This is a genomic window from Campylobacter sp. BCW_6889, assembly GCF_001762535.1.
Classification (GTDB): domain Bacteria; phylum Campylobacterota; class Campylobacteria; order Campylobacterales; family Campylobacteraceae; genus Campylobacter_D; species Campylobacter_D jejuni.
In genome coordinates this window covers 16941-40827 of record NZ_MJWZ01000030.1, presented here as the reverse complement: position 1 = coordinate 40827, position 23887 = coordinate 16941, and the positions used below count along the sequence as shown (strand labels likewise).

Genomic DNA, 23887 nt, shown 5'->3' with positions numbered 1-23887 from the left:
TTTAAGATGAAAATAGATACTTTGACAAAAAATTTTAGCAATTATCAAACACAAATAAACAAAGACAATGATTTGGTAAGTAATGTTCATAGTGACAATGTGGTTAAAATTCAAATTTCAGATGAAGCAAGAAGTTTAAGTCAAACAAATTCAAAAAATGAAAAAGAATATGAAATCAAAGTAAGTCAAGAAAAAATAGAAAACCACAAAGACCAAAATTCCATCCAAAGTAGCAAAGGTGGCGTAAATCCCGCATTAGAGGCTTTAATAGCAAAATTAGCTGAAATTTTAGCTAAAATTGCAGAACTTACTCAAAAAATGACAAACGCTAACGAACAAATGAAAACGACATTTCAAAAACAAATTGATGTGCTAAAATCTCAAGCAGATGTAATTCAAGCTCAAATTCAAGAACTCCAAAGCCAACAAGCTTGATTATATTTTTTCAAAAGTTTAAGAATGCTATAATGATGCATTTTTAAACTTTTTCAAGGAAAAATATGACTTATCTAGAAATCGAAGGCACAAATCATCTAAGCGGAAATGTTACAATAAGCGGAGCAAAAAATGCCGCCCTACCCTTGATTGTTTCAAGCATACTTGCCAAAAACGAAGTAAAAATCAACAATGTTCCTAATGTTGCTGATATAAAAACTCTTATATCTTTGCTAGAAAATTTAGGAGCTAAGGTCAATTTTCAAAATAATAGTGCTTTATTAAACACAAACACTCTTAATCAAACCATAGCCAAATATGACATTGTGCGCAAAATGCGTGCTTCCATACTTACTCTAGGACCTTTACTTGCTCGTTTTGGACATTGTGAAGTATCTTTACCTGGAGGATGCGCTATAGGACAAAGACCTATTGACTTGCATCTTTTAGCCTTGGAAAAAATGGGGGCAAATATACAAATCAAACAAGGCTATGTCGTAGCTAGTGGAAATTTAAAAGGTAATGAAATTCTTTTTGATAAAATCACGGTTACAGGTAGCGAAAACATCATCATGGCGGCAGCTTTAGCTAAAGGTAAAACCAAACTCTTAAATGTTGCAAAAGAACCCGAAGTAGTTCAACTTTGCGAAGTTTTAAAAGACGCAGGACTTGAAATCAAAGGCATAGGTACAGATGAGCTTGAAATTTATGGTAGCGATGGGGAACTTTTAGAATTTAAAGAATTTAACGTTATACCTGATAGAATTGAAGCAGGAACTTATCTTTGTGCAGGGGCTATTACAAATTCTAAAATTACTTTAGATAAAGTTAACGCCACTCATCTTAGTGCAGTTTTAGCAAAACTTCATCAAATGGGTTTTGAAACTTTGATTACAGAAGATAGTATCACCCTACTTCCTGCTAAAGAAATTAAACCTGTAGAAATCATGACAAGTGAATATCCAGGCTTTCCAACCGATATGCAAGCGCAGTTTATGGCATTAGCCTTAAAAGCTAATGGAACTAGTATTATCGATGAAAGACTATTTGAAAATCGTTTCATGCATGTAAGCGAACTTTTAAGAATGGGCGCAGATATTAAACTCAATGGTCATATTGCTACTATAGTAGGCGGAAAAGAACTTAACGCTGCTGATGTCATGGCTACAGATTTGCGTGCTTCCTCAGCCCTTATCTTAGCGGCTCTTGCAGCCAAAGGCGCAAGCAAAGTCCATAGAATTTACCATCTTGATAGGGGTTATGAAAATTTGGAAGAAAAATTTAAAGGTTTGGGTGTAAAAATCACAAGGCTTGAAGAATGAAAAATATCTTTGAAACCTTAAAAGACTTAGAAGATCAAATTTCATGCTTAGATGAAAGTGAGCTTATTAGCCTTGAAAAAGCAAAAGATAGAATTTTAGCTAAAGATTTATACGCTAGAAAAAATCTACCCAGTTTTGACAATGCTGCTCTTGATGGCTATGCTTTTAATTATGCTGATATCAATGAGGCTTTGGAGATTAAAGGGACTATTTTTGCAGGAGATAAAAATTTTTATACAGTTGCTAAAAATGAATGCTATAAAATCATGACAGGGGCTAAAATGCCCAAAAATGCTGATACTATCTTAATGTTAGAAGATGAGTATATAGAAGAAAATAAACTCATCATTAAAAAAGCCCCTAAACAATACAATGCCTATCGCTATAAAGGCGAAGAATTAAAAAAAGGTGAAATTTTACTTCAAAAAGGCACCAAACTTAATGATAAACATATCGCCCTGCTTGCTTCTCAAGGGCTTTATAAAATAGAAGTCATAAGAAAAATTCGCATAGGTATTTTTTCAAGTGGAAATGAGCTAAAAGAACCTTGGCAAGAATGCGATGAAGAAAGTATTTATAATGCCAATGCTTTGCCTTTACTAACCATGCTTCAAAATGCTTCTTATTTAGGTATTATCAAAGATAATTTTAAAAGCACTAAAAAGGCTTTAAAAAATACAAATTTTGATCTTTTAATCACTTCAGGGGGCGCAAGTGTTGGTGAGGCCGATTTTATGGAAAAAGCTTTAGATGAATTAGGCTTTACTCCGCTTTTTAAAGGACTAAAAGCACGCCCTGCAAGGCCTACTAAGCTTTATCAAAAGGGTAAAAATTTCGTATTGATTTTACCAGGAAATCCTATGGCAGCTTATCTTTCTTGTTTTATTTTTGCTAAAAAAATCATTGATTTATTAAGTGGAAACCTAGATAATCCTTTAACATTTTACGCCAAAATGGGTATGGATTTAAAGCTTAAAAGTGGAAGAAATAATCTCATCTTAGGAAATTTAGAAAAAGATATTTTTACACCATTTAATGAAAACAAATTTGGCTCTGGTATGATACTTCCACTTATTAAAAGTGAGTTTTTACTTATAAGCGAAGAAAATACAAGCGAATTAAAAAAAGGTGATGAAATCACGCTTTTAAAAATATAATGTTTGTGTTTTTCACAAACATTAGCTTAATTTATCCTCATCGTCATGATCATGGATATATTGTTCATCATTTTCCAAGGTGTCAACAAAACGCCCTATCCTTTCCCAGCGAACATTTTTATCTTTATCCCAAGAGAAATATACAAACCAAGGTTTACCTACTATCAACCTATAAGGAACAGAACCCCAAAAACGACTATCATAAGAATAATCACGATTATCACCCATCATGAAATACTCATTTTCAGGTACATCAAAAACATAAGCATTTCCGCCGCTAAAACCTATATGATTTCCAAGTTCTTTAATATAAGTTGGAGACATAGCAAAATCACCTATGCTAAGAAAGCGCAAGATATCACTTTCTATATCTTTTTTTGGATCATAATGAATACCTTTTTGTTTATAAGGTTCTTTTACATAAATTTGCCCTCCAAGAGTAACAAGATCATTTGGATAATGTTCTTTCATAAAATCATCACCTTCATGCATTCTCACATAAAGTGTTTTATTTGCGTAAACCATCCTATCTCCTCCTGTACCTACACAACGCTTTACAAAGTGTTCTTTTTCATTTCTAGGATTTCTAAAAACAACTATATCTCCTCTTTGTGGCCCTTGTGCTTTTATCAAATGCCCATCTTTATTAAAATCCGGCAAAACAGGAATTTCCAACCAAGGAATATGAGGAGTTGAGATGCCATAGCTAAATTTTTTAACAAATAAAAAATCCCCTACCAATAAGGTGTTTTTCATGGAACCAGAAGGAATAACAAAAGCTTGTATAAAGAAAAAAATCACCAAAAGAACAATAACTACAGTTCCAGTCCAAGACTGTGAAAATTTATATAATTTCTTTAAAATTTCCATAGATTTTCCCTAATTAAGTCTATTTTTAGCAGATTTAACTGTGTTTTCTAAAAGCATGGCTATAGTCATAGGACCTACTCCACCTGGAACAGGAGTTATATAACTAGATTTTTTAGATACCTCTTCAAAATCCACGTCTCCAACTATCTTTCCATTTTCAAGACGATTGATTCCAACATCAACAACAATCACTCCTTCTTTTACCATATCCGATCGAAGTAAATTCACACAACCTGCTGCTACTATAATCAAATCAGCTTGCCTAGTATAAAGGCTCAAATCTTTGGTTTTAATATGACAAACGCTTACTGTAGCTCCAGCGTTTAAAAGCATAGTAGCCATAGGACGACCTACTATATTTGAAGCACCTATAATAACAGCGTCTTTTCCTTCTAAATCAATTTCATAAGCCTTCAAAAGCTTCATAACTCCAAGTGGAGTACAAGGCAAAAACCCACTTTCTAAGCCTAAATTTAAATATCCTACATTAATAGGATGAAAGCCATCAACATCTTTACTACTTATAATACTTTCAAGTATTAAATCTTTACAAATATGATCAGGCAAGGGAAGCTGAACCAAAATTCCATGAACACTATCATCGTGATTTAAGGTATTAATCAATGCCAAAAGTTCATTTTGTGCAGTATTTTCATTAAGATGATAAACTAAAGATTTAATTCCACATTCTTCACAGGCTTTAGCCTTAGATTTTACATAAGTTTGACTTGCAGGATTATCTCCAACCAAGATAACAGCTAAACAGCTTTCAATCCCTTTGCTTTTCAAAAATTGATTTTTTTCTTTTAATTCTTCTTTGATTTTTACACTTAAAGCTTTACCATCAAGCAAAGTCATTATTTTCCTTCTATAAATTTAATCACTTTTTTAAAGTAAAAATTGTATCATATTAAAACTTCATTAACAAGGTGAAACTTTGAAAATTGTTTTAATGTCTTTTTTATTTAGCGTCAGTCTTTTTGGTGCTGATTTTATCACTCTTAAAGAATACTCTAAAATGCTTTATGAAAATCCAAGAGGCATTAGTTGTAAAGAATGTCATGGAGCAGATGGAAGCGAACAAATTTTAGGATATTATATGAAAAAAGGTATTAAAACAGCTTATAAAGTTCCAAGTATACAAAATCTTAGTTTTGAGAATTTTAAAAATTCTCTTAATCAGAGTAAAGACGCAAAATCAATCATGCCAAATTACTCTTTAACAAATGATGAAATTGTAACTTTATATAATTACATCAAGCAATTTAGCAAGGAAGAAAAATGACAAACAAAAAAGCTTTTAAAGAAGCGTGTAAATTCATCGCAGGTGGTGTAAATTCTCCAGTTCGTGCTTTTGCAAATGTTCAAAGTGAGCCAAAATTTATTTCCCATGGAAAAGGTGCTTATATTTTTGATATAGATGGAAAATCTTATATAGACTATGTTCAAAGCTGGGGGCCTTTACTTTTTGGACATTGTGATAAAGATATACAAAAAGCTTGTCAAAAAGCACTTCATAAAGGTTCAAGTTTTGGAGCTCCAACTTTATTAGAAACTGAACTTGCCAAGCTTGTTTTATCTGATTTTCCTCATTTAGAAAAGATCCGCTTTGTAAGTAGCGGAACAGAAGCAACCATGAGTGCTATTCGTCTTGCCCGTGGTTTTACTAAAAAAGATAAAATTTTAAAATTTGAAGGATGTTATCACGGGCATTCTGATTCATTATTAGTGAGTGCAGGAAGTGGTGCTGCTACTTTTAACTCTCCTAGTTCTTTAGGTGTTTTAGAAGATGTAGCTAAACACACTTTAGTAGCAAAATATAATGATATAAATAGCGTTAAAGAACTTTTTGAAAAAAATAAAGATATTGCATGTGTTATCATTGAGCCTATTGCTGGAAATATGGGGTTAGTTCCAGCTAAACAAGATTTTTTAGAAGAACTTGCTAAGATCTGTAAAAACAATCAAACTCTGCTGATTTTTGATGAAGTAATGAGTGGATATAGAGCATCTTACCTTGGTTCCTATGGAATCAATCATATCCAAGCAGATATAATTACTTTTGGTAAGGTAATAGGAGGCGGTCTACCTGCAGCAGCATTTGCTTCTAGAGCTGAAATTATGGATATTTTAAGTCCTTTGGGTGGAGTCTATCAAGCAGGAACTTTAAGTGGAAATCCCTTGGCAATGGCTGCAGGCATAGCAAGTCTTACAAAAGCCAAAAAGAAAACCAAGCTTTATGACAAGCTTGGAAAATTAGCAAAAAAACTTACCCAAGGAATGAAAAAATTAGCAGATGAAAAAGGACTTCCGCTACAAGTTTGTCATGTAGGTTCTATGTTTGGATACTTTTTCACCAAAAATCCTGTATCAAACTACCAAGATGCATTAAAATCTGATCTAGCATTATTTTCAAAATTTCACAAAAATATGCTTGAAAATGGAATTTATTTAGCGCCTTCTCAATTTGAAACAGGCTTTATATGTTCAAAAATGGATGATAAAATTGTAGATACAACATTAGAAGCTGTTAGGGAAAGCTTTAAAAGAATATGAGCAATATTTCAAAAGAAGAAAAAAATCACTTAGAAAATTCCAACAGCAAAAGACAAAAAATCATTCGCAAAACTCTTGAAGCTGCGGATGGTTTAAGTCTTGGCATCTCTATGGTTGTTGCTGTATTTATAGGTGTGGGAATAGGATATTTACTTAAAAAATTTACTCCTTATCCTTGGCTTTTTTGGCTTGGAGTTTTTTGGGGGATCAGTGCTGCCATACTTAATGTTTACAAAGCTTATAAAGTTCAAGTAAAAAGCTATGAAGAATTTAAAGAAAGAGATGAGTTGATCAAAGAAAAAATTCAAAAAGAAAAGAATAAATAATGGAACATAAAAAAGCTCTATTTTGTATTTTTGCCATTATTCATTTATTTTTTTGGATCATATTTTCATTATTAAATCATTTTAAATTAGATACATTTTTAAGCTATGAAATAGCTTTTTTTAGTGTTTTATTGATTATTTTTGCTTCTTATTTAAATTATAAAAAAGTCATTATAAAAAAATCAAAAAATTATGAAAAAGATTTTAATTTCATTTCATCGCTTTTTATCAAAAAAAAACAAAATTTATCAAAAATTATTCATTTTAAAGTTCTAAAAGACGATTTAAAGCCAAATATTAAAGAGAAAATCCATTTTTTTACTATGTTTTTTACTCTCTTTAAATTGATGGCTTATGTAATATTGGTTGCTGGATTTTTATTTTTACATCGCCAAGATAAATTAGATATCTTTGCTTATATTTGTGGAATTTCATCCTTGCTAGTTTGTGTGTTTATTTTTATTTTATATATAAAAAAGTATGAGTCCAAAAAAAATTATTAAATCAATGACAGCACTTTTTGCTGGCATGGCATTTTTATTTGCAGGTAATGCCTTGATAGTAAGCTCTATAGGTGTTATATTAAAAGAAAACGGAGAAAGTTCTTTAGCTGTTGGAGTAGTAAGTTCTTGTTTTTTTATAGGCGCTCTTGTTGGAACCATCAGTGCTCATAAAATTATTTCTCGTATAGGTCATATACGCTCTTTTGGGCTATTTGGGGCTATTTTTGGAATTTCAGCTATGCTTCATACAGTAAGCGAAAATCTTATTTTTTGGGCTGTTTTAAGATTTTTCATAGGAATTTGCTACTATGGTCTTTTAATGGTCATAGAATCATGGCTTAATGAAAAAAGCAAAAATGCCATTCGATCTAGAATTTTAGGTTTTTATGAAATTGTTTTTTATCTTGCATTTGGTATTGGAGTTTTAATCATAGCGTTAAATTTAAGCAAACATAGTGTATTTATCCTCAGTGCAACTTTAATTTTACTTTCATCTTTACCTTTAAATCTAATTAAAATCAAAGAACCTGTTTTGCCCGCATCAAGTCCTATTTCTATACCTAAAATTTTTGATATAGCTCCTTTAGCTATCGTCACAAGCTTTATAGCCGGAATGCTTATAAATGGCTTTTTTTCTATGGCATCTTTATTTATACTTTTGCAAGGTTTTGATACAAAAGCGGTTTCTTATTTTATATTTTGTGGGGTTTTAGGTGGTTTTATTGCACAAACCATCATAGGAACTATTTCAGATAAACTTGGTCGCAAATTTGCCATTATCACTTGCGCAAGCATAGGATTTATCACTATGCTTATATTTATCTTTTTTAAACTTCATTTGTATATGCAATATTTTTTAGGAATTACTCTTGGTATAGGAATATTTTGTTTATATGCTTTAGCACTTGCTAGAGCAAATGATGTTTTAGTAAGCAAAAATAAAGGCGTAGAGTTAGGTCGTGGGGTTCTTTTTTGCTATTCTTTGGGCTCTTTGTTTGGCCCTTTAATTTTAGGTTTTTTAATGCAATACTTTGAAATCAAAGGTTTTATATGGTTTTATATAGTTTCTTTAGCATTTTTAATTCTTTTTGCTATCAATAAACCAAATATTTTAAATAAAAAATTTAAGAAAAAGCCTGGAAATATGGTGATATTTGATGATTAATACTCAACTAGCAAGTCAAATTGCCAATACGCAAAAAAATGATTTAAAAGTAGATAACTCTACTTCAAAAGATAAAACAAATTTAAAGGACAATCCAAAAGAAGCACTTGCGCAAGCTTTAAAGCAAAATTTAGGTTTAAGCAAGGACGCTAGCAGTGAAGAAATACTAGCAAAATTTGTTCAAAATGAAACAGGCACCAAATTAAAAGAACTTGTTAATAAACTTTTAGATCAAATCAATGCTCAAAAAAACCCCGATTCCCCTGTGCTTAAACAAGGAAAAAATTTAAATTTAGCTCCTAATTTTGCTAATGAATTAAAAACTTTAAGCACAGAACTTGCAAAAAGCGATACTTTTACACAAGTTTTAGACAGATTAAATCAAATTTTAAAACCTGCCAGTGAAATAAAAAACAACAACTTAGCTCCTTTGTTTAAAAATTCAGGCGTATTTTTAGAAGCTAAATTAAAAGATGCCCTAAACGAAGAATTGCTGCCCAAAAGTTTTCACTCTCTTTTAAGTACAATCAAAGGTCTTAGTAGTGAAAAACTAAGTATTCAGATAGCCCAACTTGCAAATGCAAATTTAAACCCAAAAGACACTTTAAAAGAATTAAAAAATATTATTAATTCTAGCAAAAATGAAAATAAGCAAATTTTAAATCAAAGTTCTTTTAAAGCACTTTTAAATTTAAGTTCTAAATTGGAAAATTTTAAAAATTATATAAGTAAAAATCCCAGTCATGCTCAAGAAAAAATTACCCCTATGGCTAATAAAATTTTAAAAGAATTAAATTCCATCAAAAATGATTTTTTCAAAGCTCTTAATAAGCCAGAAAATTTAATGATAAAAGATCCAAACATCCTTAAGCAAACTGCTACCGCCTTTGAAAAACTTGAAAATACTTTAAAAAATATACTAGGCAATCAAGCTTCTAAAATACAAGATAAAGAAAATATTTTAGAAAATCTTTTAAGTAACAAAGAAAATATCAAAGAAGAAAAACTTAATCATAACACAAAAAACCAAGATGAAGAAAAACATATAAAAGCATCAAAAGAAGAAAATCTCACAGATGATACCAAGCAAGATTCAAAATTAGATTCTGATATAAAAACCCACGAAGAAGATACCCAAGATACAAAAAATGATATTCAAAACAATGAAACAGAAAATAATCCAGACAATGATATAAAAAATTCTACTCCAAACCAAGAAAAAATTAAAGATGAAAAACAAGAAAAATCAAAAGAAAATATCAAAGAAAATCCAAAATTTTATGAAACAAAAACAGAAAACAAAACTTCAATCAATACAAATAATCCTAACACAAACAATATGCAAAATTTAAATAATTCTCAAAATATTCAATCTAACAATAACCAAACTATGCAAAATATTTTTAAAAATCAGGAATTTATAAAACAAAATATTGTAAAAAATTTAGCATTTAATGTAGAAAATTTAGATCTAGAACAAGTGCAAGATTTAAGTAAAAATTTAAGCAATCTTTCTCGTAGACTTAATGAAAGCTTAAAAGAACTTGAACCTTATACTCAAAATGCCAAACTTAATCAAGCAGAACTTAAAAATCTCGAACACAAACTCAATCTTTCTACCAAAGATCTAGCGCAAATTAAACCAAAAACAGAACAAGATATAGCTGAATCTTTACATCATGATGTAAAATCAACACTTTTGCAAATTTCAAATTTAGCTAAAAATGAAGGCAATGAAGCTATATATAATCAAGCTAATCGTCTTTTAGCGCAAATTGAAATCAATCAGCTTATGTCTTTAGCTAATGATTCTATCAATACTTATCTGCCTTTTTCTTGGGATGATTTAAATGATTCTAAAATTATGTTTAGACGCGGAAAAAAGGATAAATTTTTTGCTCAAATTAAACTCGAATTTGCAAAACTTGGGGATTTGGAAATTCTTATTTCTTTAAATAATGAAAAATATATAGATATTAATATTATGGCAGAAAATATTGAATTTAGAAAAACCATCTATGAAAATGCCCATGAGCTTAAAAGAAATATCAATAAAGCAGGACTTTTAAGTGCAAATTTCTTTGTAGGTGATATCATAAGAAGTAAATTTGATACTAGAAATATGAAAAATTTAGATCTTGAAATGGGTATGGATAAAAAAGTATGAGCAAAATCAAAAGATCGATTAAAAAAGCTGTAGCTCTAGGCTATCAAAAAGAAAAAAACTCTGCCCCAAAAGTGCTTGCAAGTGGCAAAGGTGAAAGTGCTGCTAAAATTATTTCTTTAGCCAAGGAACACGGAGTTCCCATTAAAGAAGATGAAGATTTAATAGAAATTTTAAGCAAGCTTGACTTAGGTGATGAAATTCCACCTAATATGTATAAAGCTGTAGCTGAAGTTTTTGCCTTTATCTATCAAATGGCAAATAAAACTCCTAAAAACTAATCCGCTATTTTTTCTCCAAATTTAATACCCTGCCCTGCTTTTAAATTAAAAGTTAAAAGTCCTTTTTGAGAGATTAAAACTATAGTAGAACCCAGTTCAAAATTTCCTAGTTCTTCGCCTTTTTTTAGATTTAAATTTTCATATTTTCTAGTAAAATTATGAGAAATTTTAGCATTGGTTTGTATGCTTATATCAAAATTAAAACGCATTTTTCCTACATTTTGCGCTCCTACAAAAACAAGCCAAAAAATACCTTTTTCATTTTGACATTTTAAACTCACTCTTTCATTTTTTACATACAAATTACTAATGCGTTCTAAATGCTTTTCATTTACACTATAAAGGGCGCCACTTGTGTAAGTTGCACTCAAAATTTGCATATCACAAGGGCTGTGATAACGATGATAATCTTTTGGAGAAAGATAGATATTGACATAATCAAGCCCATTTTTAAGCTCATCTTTTTCAAAGCTATCTTTTAAAAGCTCCTCAACGCTATAAGTATGCCCTTTTATAGAAAAAGCAAAATGTTCTTCATTTGCCAAAAAAGTACTTCCACACTCTAAAATTTTACCATCACTTGGACTGATAAAACCTTCTTCAAGTTTCCTTGGAATGTGAAAAGTTCTTGTAAAAAGAGCATTTAAACTCTCGTATTCACAAGGAGCTTTAAATTCACTCATATCGATATTAAAATACTTAACATAATTTTCATTAATAACTTTTTGTATCATTTTGGGAAATTTAATCCCCGCTACAAAACCAAAAAGCCTCGAACTTTCTTTTGAAAAACTCATTTTTTTCCTTTTAAATTTAAAATCACTATTTCACTCGGAGCAAAAACTCTAAGACTTGGCCCCCAAAATCCTGCTCCACTACTCACATAAAGCTTAGTTTTTTCTCCTAAATCATAAAGCCCATGAACAAAACCTTGCTGAAGTTTAACTAAAAACATAAAAGGGAAAATTTGCCCTCCATGCGTATGCCCACTTAAAACAAGGTCAAAATCACTTAAATCATAAAGCAAAGCTGTTTTGGGTTGATGTGTGAGTAAAATACTAGCTTTACTTGTATTTAAATCCACTTTTATTCTTGCTAAATCAGGAGCATATAAACCCTTATCAAGTCCGGCTAAATCTCCAAGTCCAGCAATATTTATAAAACCTAAATCTAAATTTTGATTGACTAAAATTTTCATATTAGTATGTTTTCTAAGTAAATCCAAAACTTTATTGATACCATGATAATACTCATGATTTCCCAGGGCATAAAAAGTTCCATAAGTGGAATTAAAATCATTAAGTTTTGAGATGTAATTTTTTAAATCTTTAGGATTAGTATCAATCAGATCTCCTACTATTACAACCATATCAGGACTTTGCAAATTCACTTTAGTGATGAGCTTATCTAAAAAATTTTCATGCAAATTTTTACCCAAATGTATATCAGTAAGCATGACAATTTTTAAATCTTGTTTAAGATTTGGTATTTCAACATCAACACTCTTTACTTCAGGTGTTTTTAGAGCATTATTTATACTTATATAAATTAAAAACACACTTAAAACTATAAGAGAAAGCTCAAAAATCAAACGCAAAATAAGATTATATTTTTTATCTCTTTTACCCATAAGAGCTAAAATCAATTTAATAAAATCCCAAGCTAAAGTCATAAAAAACAAACAATAAGTCGGCGCATAAAGCATGGCTAAAATTTCATACCAAGTATCACTTAAATATTCATCTCTACGAAATATTAAAAACACAGCTTGGGCTAAAAAAAGCACAATAAAAATAAAAGCAAAAATTTTATAAAAATACTTGAAAAGAGTAATTTTCTTGATTAATCTTTTATAAATATAAACATTTGCTAAGCCAAAAATCAATAATACAATGAAAGAAAAAATTAAAAATATCATAAAAGTATTATAACCAAGTAAAATTAAATATCCGTATAAATTTTTCTGTTATAATAAACTTTTAAATAATTTTAAAGGCTATAAAATGTACCGTTTTGCACCTTCTCCCACAGGTGATATGCACATAGGAAATTTACGCGCAGCAATTTTTAACTATATCTGTGCAAGACAAAAAAATATGGATTTTATCTTACGTATTGAAGATACTGATAAGGCTAGAAATATAGCAGGAAAAGAAGAAGAAATCAAAGAAATTTTAAATCTTTTTGGTATTTCATGGCAGCATTACTATATACAAAGTGAAAATTTAAAATTCCATCGCCAAATGGCTTTAAAACTTGTAAGTGAAAAAAAAGCTTTTGCTTGTTTTTGTACTGAAGAAGAACTTGAAGCAAAAAAAGAGCTAGCTAAAAAACAAGGTAAAGCTTATCGCTACGATGGCACTTGTGAAAAACTAGCCGATATCGATGTTTTAGAATGTGAAAAACCCTTTGTTATCCGTCTTAAAAAACCTACTCACACTATGAAATTTACAGATTTTATCAAAGGTGAATTAAGTTTTAAACCTGAAAACATAGACTCTTTTGTGATTATGAGAACGGATAAAACTCCAACTTATAATTTTGCTTGTGCGGTTGATGATATGCTTGAAAATGTTACTTGTATTATACGCGGAGAAGATCATGTTTCAAACACTCCAAAACAAGAACATATCCGCGCAAGTTTAGACTATAATAAAGCCATAACTTATGCGCACTTGCCTATCATTTTAAACGAAGAAGGTGTTAAAATGAGCAAAAGAGAAGCACATTCTTCTGTAAAATGGCTACTTGAAAGTGGAATTTTACCTAGTGCAATCGCAAATTATCTGATCATGCTAGGCAATAAAACTCCTTGTGAAATTTTTACCTTAGAAGAAGCTATAAAATGGTTTGATATTTCTAAAGTTTCAAAAGCTCCCGCAAGATTTGATCTTAAAAAACTCTTACAAATCAATCGTGAACATATCAAAATGATCAAAGATGATGAGCTTAATAAAATTTTAGATTTAAACAAAGATCTTGCACAACTTACTAAATTTTACACTCAAGAAGCAAGCACCATAAAAGAACTTAAAGAAAAAATGCGAGCTATTTTTAGCACAAAAGACTTTGGCGAGTTTGAAGTAGAATGTAAAATTTTAAAAGAACTCTTAAAAGATATTGAACTTTTTGAAAACTATGAAGATTTTAAAAATGAACTTTTAAGCAAAAGCGACTTAAAAGGTAAAAAATTTTTCATGCCTTTAAGGATAATTTTAACAGGAAATATTCACGGACCTGAGCTTAGCGATCTTTATCCTTATATTAAAAATTTTATTCACGAATTAGCAAGGATTTAACTATGGTTATAGACTCTTTTATTATTTCTATTTTTCAAGTACTACAAATTGTCATTAACATTTATACTTGGATTATTATCATCACAGCACTTTTAAGCTGGGTAAACCCTGATCCTTATAATCCCATAGTGCAAATTTTATATAAATTAAGTTATCCTGCTTACGCCTTAGTTAGAAAAATTCCAACACGCATTGGTAATATTGATCTTGCACCTTTGATTATAGTCTTAGCATTGCAGTTTCTTGGTATTTTTCTTGGGAATATCTTAAGGAGTATATTGTGATAAAAAAAATACTCATTTTTTTATTTATTTTTTCAAGTTTAAATGCTACACAATATAGCATAGAAAAACTCAAAAAAGAAGAAAATTCACTTGCTAAGGATTATTATATTTATAGGCTTTTAGAAAAAAATAAAATCAGTAAAAAAGATGCACAGGATTTAAATTCTCATATTTTTCGCTATATAGGAAAAATTAAATCCGAACTTGAAAAAATCATTCCTTTAAAGCCTTATATCAACCCAAAATATGCTAAATGCTATACCTATACAGCAAATACTATCTTAGATGCAAATTTAACTTGTCAAAGTGTGCGCTTAAATTCATTAGTTTTTATAGCAAGTTTAAATTCCAAAGACCGAACTACTTTAGCTCAAACCTTTAAAAATCAAAGACCTGATTTGACAAATTTATTGCTAGCTTTTAATACTTCTGATCCTATGAGCTATATAGCACAAAAAGAAGATATTAATGGTTTTTTTAAACTTTATAATTATTCTAAAAAATACGACTTAGATTTAAATACAAGTTTAGTCAATAAACTACCAAACCACATTGGTTTTAAAGATTTTGCACAAAATATTATTATTAAAAAAGAAAATCCAAAATTTAGACATTCTATGCTAGAAATAAATCCTGAAAATGTAAGTGAAGATTCTGCTTTCTATTTAGGAGTCAATGCCTTAACTTATGATAAAACAGAGCTTGCTTATGACTTTTTTAAAAAGGCGGCTCAAAGTTTTAAATCGCAAAGCAATAAAGACAATGCTATATTTTGGATGTGGTTGATTAAAAACAATGAAGAAGATTTAAAAACTTTATCGCAAAGTTCTTCTTTAAATATTTATAGTCTTTACGCAAAAGAACTTACTAACACACCTTTTCCAAAGATAGAAAGCCTTAATCCAAGCAAGAAAAAAAATAATTTTAATATGCAAGATCCTTTTGCTTGGCAAAAAATAAACAAACAAATTCGCGATGCTAATGCAAGTCAACTAGATGTCTTGGCAAAAGAATTTGACACACAAGAAACCTTGCCTATTTATGCTTACATATTAGAACGCAAAAATAATTTTAAAAAACATTATTTTATAATGCCTTATTATGACAATATAAAAGACTATAATAAAACAAGACAAGCTTTAATTTTGGCTATTGCCAGACAAGAAAGTCGTTTTATTCCAACTGCTATTTCAGTTTCTTATGCTTTAGGCATGATGCAATTTATGCCATTTTTAGCCAATCACATAGGGGAAAAAGAATTAAAAATTCCAAATTTCGATCAAGATTTTATGTTTAAACCTGAAATAGCATATTACTTTGGAAACTATCATCTAAATTACCTTGAATCACGTTTAAAATCTCCACTTTTTGTCGCTTATGCTTATAATGGTGGTATAGGATTTACTAACCGTATGCTTGCAAGAAATGATATGTTTAAGACGGGCAAATTTGAGCCTTTCTTGTCTATGGAGCTAGTTCCTTATCAAGAAAGCCGAATTTACGGAAAAAAAGTTCTAGCTAATTATATTGTGTATCGACATCTTCTGAACGATAGTATAAAGATTTCGGATATTTTTGAAAATTTAATTCAAAACAAGGCAAATGATCTAAACAAATCTTAGCTACAAGCCTAGTCTCTTCCTTGACACTAGGAAGAGATACTTTAAAATAATCAGTATAGTTATTTTGTATTATATATTTTAAATACTCATCATCCAGTTTTTCAATATTGGCTTTTTTATTATTGATAAAAACTTCTAAATTTTGAATTTTTAATGTATTTGGAGTAAAAGACAAGGCCAATACATCATCTTTACTTATCTTGTCTAGAATTGGGTTTAAATAAGACATGGTTATAATGGCATTAATCTTATCTTGTGTGATTTTGTATTTTTGAGTAAACATTAAAGTTTGAGATTTTAAATTTGTATCCACAATCGCCTGATCTTTTAAAGAACAAGCTCCAAGCAAAAAAGTACCTAAAATTACACTATAAATTTTCATTCTTTTTCCATATTTTTTAGTATTATTGTAGCCTTTTAACCCTATTTTTTGGTTTAAAAAGATATAATTTTACAAAAAAAATTAAGAGTATATTTTATGAAACAACTTATCATAGCTTTTAGCGGGCCTTCAAATTCAGGAAAAACTACACTCATCACCAAAATAGCTGATAATTTTTTGCAACAAAATTTAAAAGTTTTAATCATTAAACATGATCCTGCCGATAAATCTCAATTTGATTTTAACGGTAAAGATAGTTTTAAATTTTTTCAAAGCGGAGCTGAAGTCATGGTTTTAAGCCCTACAAGAACAACTTTTTTTTCTCATGAAAATAGAGATATTTTAAAAGCTTTAAAATTAAGCCCTGATTTTGACATTTGTTTGGTTGAAGGATTGAAAACTCTTGATTTACCACGCATTAGCGTATTTTGCAAAGAAATTGATGAAAGTTATTTTACTTTTTCAAACGCCATTGCAAGCTATGAAAAAATTTCTCACCCTTATCTTACTTGGCTTGATTTAAACGATATACAAGCTATTTGTCAATATATACTTAAAAATGCTAAAAATTTACAAGGAGAATTATAAAATGCAAGAAGTGATTTCTTATATACAAAAAGCTGTTTTAGAAATTTCTAACGCTTTAAAATTTCCCGATACAAGCTACAGTCAAAATCAAAATTTTACAGGCGATACCCAACTCAAATTTGATGTTTTAAGCGATGAAATCATCACAAAAACCCTAAGTCAATGTTCAAGCATTAAAGCCATCATAAGTGAAGAAAAAGACGAAATTTTAACGCTTAATAAAAAAGCAAATTTTATCGTAGCTTATGATCCTTTAGATGGTTCTAGCTTAATGGATGTTAATTTTGCTATAGGTTCTATTTTTGCCATCTATGAAGAAAAAGCAAATGCCAAAAATTTAAGAGCTGCACTTTATAGTATGTATGGAGCGCGCTTAGAACTTGTGATTTGCAAAGATCAACCAAAACTTTATCGCCTAAATGCAAATAATGAATTTATTTTTATAAAAGATCTTAAAATGAATGAAAAAGGCAAAATTAATGCTACAGGCGGAACGCAAAAATTTTGGGAAGAAAAACACGCTAAATTTGTCAAAAGTCTTTTTGATGAAGGATATCGCTTAAGATATTCTGGGGCTATGGTAAGCGATATCAATCAAATTTTATTAAAAGGGGGTGGGATTTTTAGTTATCCTGCAACACAAGATGCGCCTAATGGCAAACTTCGTGCTTTTTTTGAAGTCTTTCCTTTAGCCTTTATTATAGAAAAAGCAGGCGGAAAAACCACAAATGGAAAAAATCACTCCTTACTTGAACTTGAATTTGATAAAATCCATGCTACAACTCCTTGTTTTTTTGGCTCAGAATATGAAATTTCAAAACTTTTAAAGGCTTACAATGAGTGAGATTAGAGATGAATTTGAACTTGATATGGATAAAAAGAAAGAAATTTTACTTTCATGTCAAAACTCAAAAAACCTAAACTCTTGTTATAATTGCAATGAAATTTTTAACTGCCAAACTAGAAAAAATTATGTTGATGCAGTCTATAATAGTATGTCTAAGGGTAAAACCGAAGGCGGATTTGACTTTTAAAGGAAAAAAATGCGTTATATTACAACACCAATTTATTATGTAAATGATGTACCTCATTTAGGTCATGCTTATACTACCATCATAGCCGATACTTTAGCAAGATTTTATCGTTTGCAAGGACATGAAACAAGATTTCTAACAGGAACAGATGAGCATGGACAAAAAATCGAAGAAGCTGCCAAACTAAGAAATTCCACTCCTCAAGAATATGCTGATAAAATCAGTTTTGAATTTAAAAAATTATGGGATGAATTTGAAATCACCTATGATATTTACGCAAGAACAACTGATACAAGGCATATTGAATTTGTTAAAGCTATGTTTTTAAAAATGTGGCAAAAAGGTGATATTTATAAAGATGAATACGAAGGACACTATTGTATTTCTTGTGAAAGCTTTTTTACTCAAAGTCAGCTTATCAATGATTGTTCTTGTCCAGATTGTGGCAAACAAACTAGAATTTTAAAAGAGGAAAGCTATTTTTTCAAACTTTCAAAATATCAAGATAAAATTTTACAATGGTATGAAGAAAAAGATCCCATCCTACCAAAAAACAAAAAAAACGAACTTATAAATTTTGTCCAAAGCGGCCTTAAAGATCTTTCCATTACAAGAACAAGTTTTGATTGGGGGATTAAACTGCCTCAAGAAATTAATGATGATAAACATATTATTTATGTATGGCTTGATGCACTTTTTATCTATATAAGTTCGCTTGATTTTCAAAGCAAGGGAGAAAATGCTAAATTTTGGCCTGCGCATGTGCATTTAGTAGGAAAAGATATCTTGCGTTTTCATGCCATTTATTGGCCAGCTTTTTTAATGAGCGTGGATTTGCCTTTGCCAAAATTTATAGGTGCACATGGCTGGTGGACTAAAGAAGGTGAAAAAATGAGCAAATCTAAAGGCAATGTTGTAAAACCTAAAGAAATAGTTGATGCTTATGGAAGCGAAGCTTTTAGATATTTCTTGCTTAGAGAAGTGCCTTTTGGTAATGATGGGGATTTTAGCGAAAATATGCTGATAAATCGTATCAATGCTGAACTTAGCAATGAATTTGGAAATTTACTTAATCGCATTATAGGCATGAGTACAAAATATGATCAAGGAAATATTTCAAAAGAAGGTGTTTTAAAATTTTACAATGCCGAACTAAATCAAGCAAAAGAACACTTAAATTTAGCGGTAGAATTTTTAGAAAACTTACAGTGTAATCGTTATTTAGAAGAACTTTTTAAAGCCTTAAGTGTGGCAAATTTAGCCATTAGTAAATACGAACCTTGGAATTTAATCAAAGAAAACAAACACGAACAAGCTAATGCTTTAGTGGCACTTTGTGCAAATATTTTAGCCAAAACAAGTCTTTTGCTAAGCCCTGCTCTACCAAAGTCTTGTCAAAAAGTAGCTTTGGCTTTAAATTTTGAAATTTCGTCTGTAAATTACGCAAAAATGATACTTGATAATGAACTTTTAGATTTTAAAGCAAATCCTTGTGAAGCTTTATTTCCAAAAGTAGAAAAAGCTCTTTTAAAACAAGAAATTAAAGAAGAACCCAAAAAAGAAGAAAGTCCTAAAATAAAAATCGATGATTTTGCAAAAATTGAAATCAAAGTTGCTAAGATACTTGATTGTCAAAATATAGAAGGGAGTGAAAAACTTTTAAAATTTCAACTCGAACTTGACAATAAAGAGATCCGTCAAGTACTCTCAGGCATAGCAAAATACTATAAAGCCAGTGATTTAATCGGTAAACAAGTATGTGTTATAAGTAATCTTAAAAAAGCTAAAATTTTTGGACATGAAAGCGATGGTATGATACTTTCTGCAAAAAGCGGAGATAAACTTGTTTTAATCACCCCTGAACAACTTGTACAAAACGGTTCCTTAGTAGGCTAAAATATGCAAATTAGCAATTTAGGCGAACTTTTAAACGCAACGCTCATTCATGAAGGTAGCGTTTTAAGTGTGGAAGGTTTTGCCATAAATTTAAACGAACTTAAAGCAGGCTTTGCTTTCTTTAATAACGATAAAAAAGAAATTGCCCAAGCTATAAAAAAAGGCGCTTATGCTATAATTACAGAAAATGACATTGCTATTGAAGATAAAGACATTTTTTACTTTAGAGTAGAAAATCTAGAACAAGCTCTTGTAAGATTTTTACGCTTTTTTTGTGAAGATAAAGAATGTGAATTTTTACTTTTTAAATCTTACGAACTAAGTCTTTGCAAGGCTTTTTATTTTAACATTTTAAAAGGAAATATTTTTGCTGATTTTGAAAAACTAATCAAAGCAAAAAAAGGTGAAATTTTTTGCTGCTGTGAAGAAAATTACTTAAATAAACTTTGTGCCTATTCTCATAGTCTAAAAGATGCTAATTTTACTTTATTATCGCGATCTAGCTTTTTTTTTACAACTTTGATTTGTGAAAATTTATATTTTAAAAATCTTAATTTGCCTTTTTTTTACGCAAATAGTTTTGCAAAAATTATTTCTTTTTTAAAAGAAAAAAATCAAAAAATAATATTTGACTTTAATAAGATTGATGATTTTAAAATTTATTTTATTGACGATAAATTTGAAATCACTCCTTTTGGTTCAAGCTCTCAAGCGTTTATTGTAAGTAACAACCAAAATACCTTTGAATTCTGGAAAGAAAAATTTAAAAACATAAAAGACTTTAAAATTGCTTCTAAAAATTCTTTATTTTGCGATTTTTCCTATAATCAGCTTTCAGATTTAAGAAAATTAAAAAATTTTAAATATTGTTTAATTCTTGAAAATTATGATATTTTTGAGCAAGAATTTGAAAACAAAGAAAATCAAACCCCAAGCTTATTTTAAATTCACTCCTTCATTTTCAAGCAAAAATCTTTTTATTTCAAGCCCTCCATTATATCCTCCTATACCATTGCTTGCAATAACTCTATGACAAGGTATAAAAATAGGAATTTGATTTTTAGAATTTGCATTTCCGACAGCTCTAAAAGCTTTTGGATGATTGATTTTTTCTGCTATATCTTTATAAGTAGCTATTTTGCCATAAGGAATTTTCATTAAAGCCCTATAAACCTTTGATTCAAAGTCTGTACCTTGTATCAAAACAGGAATGCTAAATTTTCTAAGCTTATGAGTAAAATATAAATCAAGTTCATATTTTGCTAAGTCAAGCAAACTACAATTTTTTTCTGATCTTTTATTATCACAAAAATCGACTCTAGTTAAAAATTTTCCATCACTATGTAAAGATAGGTAACATAAAGGCATTTTATAATAAACTTTAAACATTTTTTATCCTTCAAAGAGCTACAATTATAATAAAAAATATTTAAGGAGTAGAAAATGTCTTTTATGCAAGAATACAATAAACTTGTTGAAGAAAGAGCCGCTTTGGGTATACCACCCCTTCCTTTAAATGCAAATCAAACTAAAGAACTTTGTAAACTACTTGAAAATGAAAATAATGAAGAGCTTGCAAATCTTTTAGAAAATAGAGTAAATCCTGGTGTTGATGATGCAGCTTTAGTAAAATGTGAATTTTTAGATTCTATACTTAAAGGCAAAATCAGTGCTCCAAATATAGACAAAAAAAGAGCCTTAAGAATGCTTGGAACTATGCTAGGCGGATATAATGTTAAAGTTTTAATCGATGCTTTAAAAGATGAAAACATAGCCAAAGATTCTGCAGAAGTGTTGAAAAATATTATTTTTGTACATGATAATTTTCATACCATAGCTGAACTTAGCAAAAACAATCCACACGCTAAGGAAGTTTTACAAAGCTGGGCAAATGCGGACTGGTTTAACAAAAAAGAAAAATTACCTCAAGTGATTAAATGTATAGTTTTCAAAGTAGCAGGCGAAACAAATACCGACGATCTAAGCCCTGCAGGAGATGCTTTTACAAGAAGCGATATTCCTTTGCATGCAAATGCCATGCTAAAAGTAAGACAAGCAGGATCCTTAGAAAAAATCAAAGAGCTTAAAAAAAGCGGTCGCGAAGTAGTTTATGTAGGTGATGTTGTAGGAACAGGTTCAAGTAGAAAATCAGCAATAAATTCTATACAATGGCACTTAGGAAAAGAAATAGAAGGTGTGCCAAACAAGCATAGCGGTGGTATAGTAATGGGTTCAACTATAGCACCGATTTTCTTTAACACTGCTCAAGATAGCGGGGCTTTACCTATCATCTGTGATGTAACAAACTTAGAAATGGGCGATGAGTTTGAAATTCATCCTTATGAGGGAAAAATCATAAAAAATGGCTCTACAATCGCAGAATTTACACTCAGTCCAAACACTCTCTTAGATGAAGTTAGAGCAGGAGGAAGAATCCCACTTATCATAGGTCGCGGGCTTTGTACCAAGGCTAGAGAATTTTTAGGAATGGAAAGTGAAAATATCTTTACCAAACCTGAACAACCTAAATCTTCAAGCGGTGGTTATACCTTGGCTCAAAAAATGCTAGGTCGTGCCTGTGGAGTTGAAGGCGTACGTCCAGGTATGTATATAGAACCTATAACTTTAACTGTAGGCTCTCAAGATACCACAGGTCCTATGACTAGAGATGAAATTAAAGAACTTGCAAGCCTAGGTTTTAATGCAGACTTTGTGATGCAAAGCTTTTGCCATACAGCTGCTTATCCAAAAGTAAGCGATTCAAATTTACATAAAACCTTGCCCAATTTCATGACAAGTCGTGGTGGGGTAAGTTTAAAACCAGGTGATGGGGTTATTCACTCTTGGCTTAATCGTTTTGTATTGCCAGATAGTGTGGGAACAGGTGGAGATTCTCACACACGCTTTCCTATAGGAATTTCTTTCCCTGCAGGAAGTGGACTTGTGGCTTTTGCTGCAGTTACTGGTTCTATGCCTTTAAATGTACCTGAAAGTGTTTTAGTGCGTTTTAGTGGGGAATTACAAGCTGGAGTTACCTTAAGAGATTTGGTTAATGCTATACCTTATTATGCAATCAAACAAGGACAACTTACCGTTGAAAAGAAAAATAAGAAAAATATTTTTGCAGGAAAAATTTTAGAAATAGAAGGCTTGCCAAACTTAAAAGTCGAACAAGCTTTTGAACTTAGTGATGCAAGTGCTGAAAGATCTGCAGCTGCTTGCAGTGTGGATTTAAGCATAGAAAGTGTAAGCGAATATATCAAATCCAATATTTCTTTAATTGAAGCTATGATAGAATCAGGATATGAAAATAAAGCCACCCTTGCTAGAAGGGCTGAAAAAATGAGAGAATGGCTTAAAAACCCTACTCTTTTAAGAGCAGATAAAGATGCAAAATACGCTTATATTATAGATATTAATCTTAATGACATTAAAGAGCCAATCCTAGCTTGTCCAAATGACCCTGATGATGTGGCAACCTTAAGCGAAATTTTAGCCGATGATAAGCGTCCAAAAAATATAGATGAAGTTTTTGTAGGTTCTTGTATGACAAACATAGGACATTATAGAGCTTTGGGAGAAATTTTAAAAGATAAAGGCATACTTAAAACCAGACTTTGGGTAGTGCCTCCAACAAAAATGGATAAAGCACAACTTACCAATGAAGGTTATTACAGTATCTTTGGCGCAGCAGGTGCTAGAATAGAAGTTCCTGGTTGTTCTTTGTGTATGGGCAATCAAGCTAGAGTAAATGATGGAGCTGTAGTTTTCTCAACTTCTACAAGAAATTTTGACAACCGTATGGGAATGGGTGCTAAAGTATATTTAGGCAGTGCAGAACTTGCGGCAGTTTGTGCGATTTTGGGTAAAATTCCAAGCAAAGAAGAATACTTACAAATTGTCAGCGAAAAACTAAGTGATGAGCATAAGGCAAATATCTATAGATATTTAAATTTTAATGAGATTGAAAATTTCAAACTTGAAAATTAATTCAAATTTAATA

The 23887-nt window shown here is 30.3% G+C and carries 25 protein-coding genes; 19 read left to right on the top strand and 6 right to left on the bottom strand.

The features are described from left to right. The first annotated feature begins 6 nt into the window (after nucleotides 1–6). The 3 genes from fspA2 to AJ939_RS03185 all read left to right on the top strand — a co-directional run bounded on the left by fspA2 (nucleotide 7) and on the right by AJ939_RS03185 (nucleotide 2914). Nucleotides 7–435, top strand: coding sequence for a flagellum-secreted nonflagellar protein FspA2 (gene fspA2 / locus AJ939_RS03195; RefSeq protein ID WP_070233343.1), 429 nt, complete (start codon nucleotides 7–9; stop codon nucleotides 433–435). Between the two features lie 65 nt (nucleotides 436–500). After that, a complete protein-coding gene (gene murA, locus AJ939_RS03190) occupies nucleotides 501–1757 on the top strand; it encodes a UDP-N-acetylglucosamine 1-carboxyvinyltransferase (protein ID WP_070239634.1) in 1257 nt (418 codons plus the stop codon). Further along, nucleotides 1754–2914, top strand: coding sequence for a molybdopterin molybdotransferase MoeA (locus AJ939_RS03185; protein WP_070239632.1), 1161 nt, complete (start codon nucleotides 1754–1756; stop codon nucleotides 2912–2914). Before murA ends, AJ939_RS03185 begins: the two co-directional genes overlap by 4 nt. Nucleotides 2915–2935: 21 nt before the next feature. Here the strand turns inward: AJ939_RS03185 and lepB are convergent, their stop codons facing one another. Together lepB and folD are read right to left on the bottom strand one after the other, a co-directional pair. Then, nucleotides 2936–3784 carry a signal peptidase I gene (lepB, locus tag AJ939_RS03180; protein WP_070239630.1) on the bottom strand — a complete coding sequence of 283 codons (849 nt, stop codon included), beginning with the start codon at nucleotides 3782–3784 and terminating at the stop codon, nucleotides 2936–2938. Between the two features lie 9 nt (nucleotides 3785–3793). Next, nucleotides 3794–4642: a bifunctional methylenetetrahydrofolate dehydrogenase/methenyltetrahydrofolate cyclohydrolase FolD gene (folD, locus tag AJ939_RS03175; protein ID WP_070276260.1), complete on the bottom strand. Its 849-nt coding sequence runs from the start codon at nucleotides 4640–4642 to the stop codon at nucleotides 3794–3796. A gap of 79 nt (nucleotides 4643–4721) precedes the next feature. Between folD and AJ939_RS03170 the strand changes: the two genes are divergently transcribed. The 7 genes from AJ939_RS03170 to AJ939_RS03140 are packed head-to-tail and all read left to right on the top strand — an operon-like array spanning nucleotide 4722 to nucleotide 10779. Beyond that, on the top strand, nucleotides 4722–5069 hold the full coding sequence (locus tag AJ939_RS03170) for a c-type cytochrome (protein WP_070274815.1): 348 nt from the start codon (nucleotides 4722–4724) through the stop codon (nucleotides 5067–5069). Next, a complete protein-coding gene (gene hemL / locus AJ939_RS03165; protein ID WP_070276262.1) occupies nucleotides 5066–6340 on the top strand; it encodes a glutamate-1-semialdehyde 2,1-aminomutase in 1275 nt (424 codons plus the stop codon). Before AJ939_RS03170 ends, hemL begins: the two co-directional genes overlap by 4 nt. Further along, entirely contained in the window at nucleotides 6337–6666 is a 330-nt protein-coding gene (locus AJ939_RS03160) for an AtpZ/AtpI family protein (RefSeq protein ID WP_070274817.1), read from the top strand. Before hemL ends, AJ939_RS03160 begins: the two co-directional genes overlap by 4 nt. After that, the gene (locus tag AJ939_RS03155; RefSeq protein WP_070210087.1) at nucleotides 6666–7169 is read left to right on the top strand and encodes a hypothetical protein; all 504 of its coding nucleotides are present in this window, start codon (nucleotides 6666–6668) and stop codon (nucleotides 7167–7169) included. The genes AJ939_RS03160 and AJ939_RS03155 overlap by 1 nt, the downstream gene beginning before the upstream one ends. Beyond that, the gene (locus AJ939_RS03150; RefSeq protein ID WP_070233337.1) at nucleotides 7147–8334 is read left to right on the top strand and encodes an MFS transporter; all 1188 of its coding nucleotides are present in this window, start codon (nucleotides 7147–7149) and stop codon (nucleotides 8332–8334) included. The genes AJ939_RS03155 and AJ939_RS03150 overlap by 23 nt, the downstream gene beginning before the upstream one ends. Then, nucleotides 8327–10501 carry a flagellar hook-length control protein FliK gene (locus tag AJ939_RS03145; protein ID WP_070239623.1) on the top strand — a complete coding sequence of 725 codons (2175 nt, stop codon included), beginning with the start codon at nucleotides 8327–8329 and terminating at the stop codon, nucleotides 10499–10501. The genes AJ939_RS03150 and AJ939_RS03145 overlap by 8 nt, the downstream gene beginning before the upstream one ends. Then, nucleotides 10498–10779, top strand: a complete 282-nt coding sequence (locus AJ939_RS03140) for a FlhB-like flagellar biosynthesis protein (RefSeq protein WP_002852641.1) — start codon at nucleotides 10498–10500, stop codon at nucleotides 10777–10779. The genes AJ939_RS03145 and AJ939_RS03140 overlap by 4 nt, the downstream gene beginning before the upstream one ends. Here the strand turns inward: AJ939_RS03140 and AJ939_RS03135 are convergent. Together AJ939_RS03135 and AJ939_RS03130 are read right to left on the bottom strand one after the other, a co-directional pair. Further along, the gene (locus AJ939_RS03135) at nucleotides 10776–11576 is read right to left on the bottom strand and encodes a phosphatidylserine decarboxylase (RefSeq protein WP_070239620.1); all 801 of its coding nucleotides are present in this window, start codon (nucleotides 11574–11576) and stop codon (nucleotides 10776–10778) included. The two genes, AJ939_RS03140 and AJ939_RS03135, sit on opposite strands and share 4 nt — an antisense overlap. Next, nucleotides 11573–12697, bottom strand: coding sequence for a metallophosphoesterase (locus AJ939_RS03130; RefSeq protein ID WP_070233334.1), 1125 nt, complete (start codon nucleotides 12695–12697; stop codon nucleotides 11573–11575). Before AJ939_RS03130 ends, AJ939_RS03135 begins: the two co-directional genes overlap by 4 nt. Nucleotides 12698–12782: 85 nt before the next feature. Here AJ939_RS03130 and gltX point away from each other — a divergent pair, with 85 nt between their 5' ends. From gltX to AJ939_RS03115, 3 genes are read left to right on the top strand one after another with little or no spacing between them, the layout of a single operon-like run. Further along, the gene (gltX, locus tag AJ939_RS03125) at nucleotides 12783–14078 is read left to right on the top strand and encodes a glutamate--tRNA ligase (protein ID WP_070239618.1); all 1296 of its coding nucleotides are present in this window, start codon (nucleotides 12783–12785) and stop codon (nucleotides 14076–14078) included. A gap of 2 nt (nucleotides 14079–14080) precedes the next feature. After that, the gene (locus tag AJ939_RS03120; protein WP_002852501.1) at nucleotides 14081–14362 is read left to right on the top strand and encodes a YggT family protein; all 282 of its coding nucleotides are present in this window, start codon (nucleotides 14081–14083) and stop codon (nucleotides 14360–14362) included. Beyond that, on the top strand, nucleotides 14359–15984 hold the full coding sequence (locus AJ939_RS03115; RefSeq protein ID WP_079860508.1) for a lytic transglycosylase domain-containing protein: 1626 nt from the start codon (nucleotides 14359–14361) through the stop codon (nucleotides 15982–15984). Before AJ939_RS03120 ends, AJ939_RS03115 begins: the two co-directional genes overlap by 4 nt. Here AJ939_RS03115 and AJ939_RS03110 read toward each other — a convergent pair. Next, on the bottom strand, nucleotides 15881–16366 hold the full coding sequence (locus tag AJ939_RS03110) for a hypothetical protein (protein WP_070276264.1): 486 nt from the start codon (nucleotides 16364–16366) through the stop codon (nucleotides 15881–15883). The genes AJ939_RS03115 and AJ939_RS03110 overlap by 104 nt on opposite strands. Before the next feature lie 96 nt (nucleotides 16367–16462). Here AJ939_RS03110 and mobB point away from each other — a divergent pair, with 96 nt between their 5' ends. Genes mobB through AJ939_RS03085 form a run of 5 tightly spaced genes read left to right on the top strand, consistent with a single transcriptional unit; the run spans nucleotide 16463 to nucleotide 20829 of the window. Then, the gene (mobB, locus tag AJ939_RS03105; protein WP_070233331.1) at nucleotides 16463–16954 is read left to right on the top strand and encodes a molybdopterin-guanine dinucleotide biosynthesis protein B; all 492 of its coding nucleotides are present in this window, start codon (nucleotides 16463–16465) and stop codon (nucleotides 16952–16954) included. Between the two features lies 1 nt (nucleotide 16955). Continuing rightward, the gene (locus AJ939_RS03100) at nucleotides 16956–17798 is read left to right on the top strand and encodes a class 1 fructose-bisphosphatase (protein ID WP_002861480.1); all 843 of its coding nucleotides are present in this window, start codon (nucleotides 16956–16958) and stop codon (nucleotides 17796–17798) included. Further along, complete coding sequence (locus AJ939_RS03095) at nucleotides 17791–17988, top strand: hypothetical protein (RefSeq protein ID WP_070248169.1); 198 nt, start codon at nucleotides 17791–17793, stop codon at nucleotides 17986–17988. Before AJ939_RS03100 ends, AJ939_RS03095 begins: the two co-directional genes overlap by 8 nt. A 9-nt stretch (nucleotides 17989–17997) precedes the next feature. Then, nucleotides 17998–19884, top strand: a complete 1887-nt coding sequence (metG, locus tag AJ939_RS03090) for a methionine--tRNA ligase (protein WP_070276267.1) — start codon at nucleotides 17998–18000, stop codon at nucleotides 19882–19884. A 3-nt stretch (nucleotides 19885–19887) separates the two neighbouring features. Beyond that, nucleotides 19888–20829 carry a hypothetical protein gene (locus tag AJ939_RS03085; RefSeq protein ID WP_070239608.1) on the top strand — a complete coding sequence of 314 codons (942 nt, stop codon included), beginning with the start codon at nucleotides 19888–19890 and terminating at the stop codon, nucleotides 20827–20829. Here the strand turns inward: AJ939_RS03085 and AJ939_RS03080 are convergent. After that, the gene (locus tag AJ939_RS03080; protein WP_002892517.1) at nucleotides 20821–21273 is read right to left on the bottom strand and encodes a methylated-DNA--[protein]-cysteine S-methyltransferase; all 453 of its coding nucleotides are present in this window, start codon (nucleotides 21271–21273) and stop codon (nucleotides 20821–20823) included. The two genes, AJ939_RS03085 and AJ939_RS03080, sit on opposite strands and share 9 nt — an antisense overlap. 54 nt (nucleotides 21274–21327) lie before the next feature. On the opposite strand from AJ939_RS03080, the gene AJ939_RS03075 reads away from it, so the two are divergent. Beyond that, nucleotides 21328–23874 carry a bifunctional aconitate hydratase 2/2-methylisocitrate dehydratase gene (locus AJ939_RS03075; RefSeq protein ID WP_070276269.1) on the top strand — a complete coding sequence of 849 codons (2547 nt, stop codon included), beginning with the start codon at nucleotides 21328–21330 and terminating at the stop codon, nucleotides 23872–23874. The last annotated feature ends 13 nt before the right edge of the window (nucleotides 23875–23887 follow it).

Excerpts from the sequence above, each read along its gene's own strand:
- metG (WP_070276267.1), top strand. The coding sequence starts at position 17,998 with ATGCGTTATATTACAACACCAATTTATTATGTAAATGATGTACCTCAT.
- gltX (WP_070239618.1), top strand. The coding sequence starts at position 12,783 with ATGTACCGTTTTGCACCTTCTCCCACAGGTGATATGCACATAGGAAAT.
- folD (WP_070276260.1), bottom strand. The coding sequence starts at position 4,642 with ATGACTTTGCTTGATGGTAAAGCTTTAAGTGTAAAAATCAAAGAAGAA.
- AJ939_RS03100 (WP_002861480.1), top strand. The coding sequence starts at position 16,956 with ATGCAAGAAGTGATTTCTTATATACAAAAAGCTGTTTTAGAAATTTCT.
- AJ939_RS03080 (WP_002892517.1), bottom strand. The coding sequence starts at position 21,273 with ATGTTTAAAGTTTATTATAAAATGCCTTTATGTTACCTATCTTTACAT.
- AJ939_RS03095 (WP_070248169.1), top strand. The coding sequence starts at position 17,791 with ATGAGTGAGATTAGAGATGAATTTGAACTTGATATGGATAAAAAGAAA.
- AJ939_RS03140 (WP_002852641.1), top strand. The coding sequence starts at position 10,498 with ATGAGCAAAATCAAAAGATCGATTAAAAAAGCTGTAGCTCTAGGCTAT.
- AJ939_RS03155 (WP_070210087.1), top strand. The coding sequence starts at position 6,666 with ATGGAACATAAAAAAGCTCTATTTTGTATTTTTGCCATTATTCATTTA.
- AJ939_RS03135 (WP_070239620.1), bottom strand. The coding sequence starts at position 11,576 with ATGAGTTTTTCAAAAGAAAGTTCGAGGCTTTTTGGTTTTGTAGCGGGG.
- AJ939_RS03150 (WP_070233337.1), top strand. The coding sequence starts at position 7,147 with ATGAGTCCAAAAAAAATTATTAAATCAATGACAGCACTTTTTGCTGGC.
- AJ939_RS03075 (WP_070276269.1), top strand. The coding sequence starts at position 21,328 with ATGTCTTTTATGCAAGAATACAATAAACTTGTTGAAGAAAGAGCCGCT.
- hemL (WP_070276262.1), top strand. The coding sequence starts at position 5,066 with ATGACAAACAAAAAAGCTTTTAAAGAAGCGTGTAAATTCATCGCAGGT.
- AJ939_RS03185 (WP_070239632.1), top strand. The coding sequence starts at position 1,754 with ATGAAAAATATCTTTGAAACCTTAAAAGACTTAGAAGATCAAATTTCA.
- lepB (WP_070239630.1), bottom strand. The coding sequence starts at position 3,784 with ATGGAAATTTTAAAGAAATTATATAAATTTTCACAGTCTTGGACTGGA.
- AJ939_RS03085 (WP_070239608.1), top strand. The coding sequence starts at position 19,888 with ATGCAAATTAGCAATTTAGGCGAACTTTTAAACGCAACGCTCATTCAT.
- mobB (WP_070233331.1), top strand. The coding sequence starts at position 16,463 with ATGAAACAACTTATCATAGCTTTTAGCGGGCCTTCAAATTCAGGAAAA.
- AJ939_RS03160 (WP_070274817.1), top strand. The coding sequence starts at position 6,337 with ATGAGCAATATTTCAAAAGAAGAAAAAAATCACTTAGAAAATTCCAAC.
- AJ939_RS03110 (WP_070276264.1), bottom strand. The coding sequence starts at position 16,366 with ATGAAAATTTATAGTGTAATTTTAGGTACTTTTTTGCTTGGAGCTTGT.
- AJ939_RS03145 (WP_070239623.1), top strand. The coding sequence starts at position 8,327 with ATGATTAATACTCAACTAGCAAGTCAAATTGCCAATACGCAAAAAAAT.
- AJ939_RS03130 (WP_070233334.1), bottom strand. The coding sequence starts at position 12,697 with ATGATATTTTTAATTTTTTCTTTCATTGTATTATTGATTTTTGGCTTA.
- murA (WP_070239634.1), top strand. The coding sequence starts at position 501 with ATGACTTATCTAGAAATCGAAGGCACAAATCATCTAAGCGGAAATGTT.
- fspA2 (WP_070233343.1), top strand. The coding sequence starts at position 7 with ATGAAAATAGATACTTTGACAAAAAATTTTAGCAATTATCAAACACAA.
- AJ939_RS03120 (WP_002852501.1), top strand. The coding sequence starts at position 14,081 with ATGGTTATAGACTCTTTTATTATTTCTATTTTTCAAGTACTACAAATT.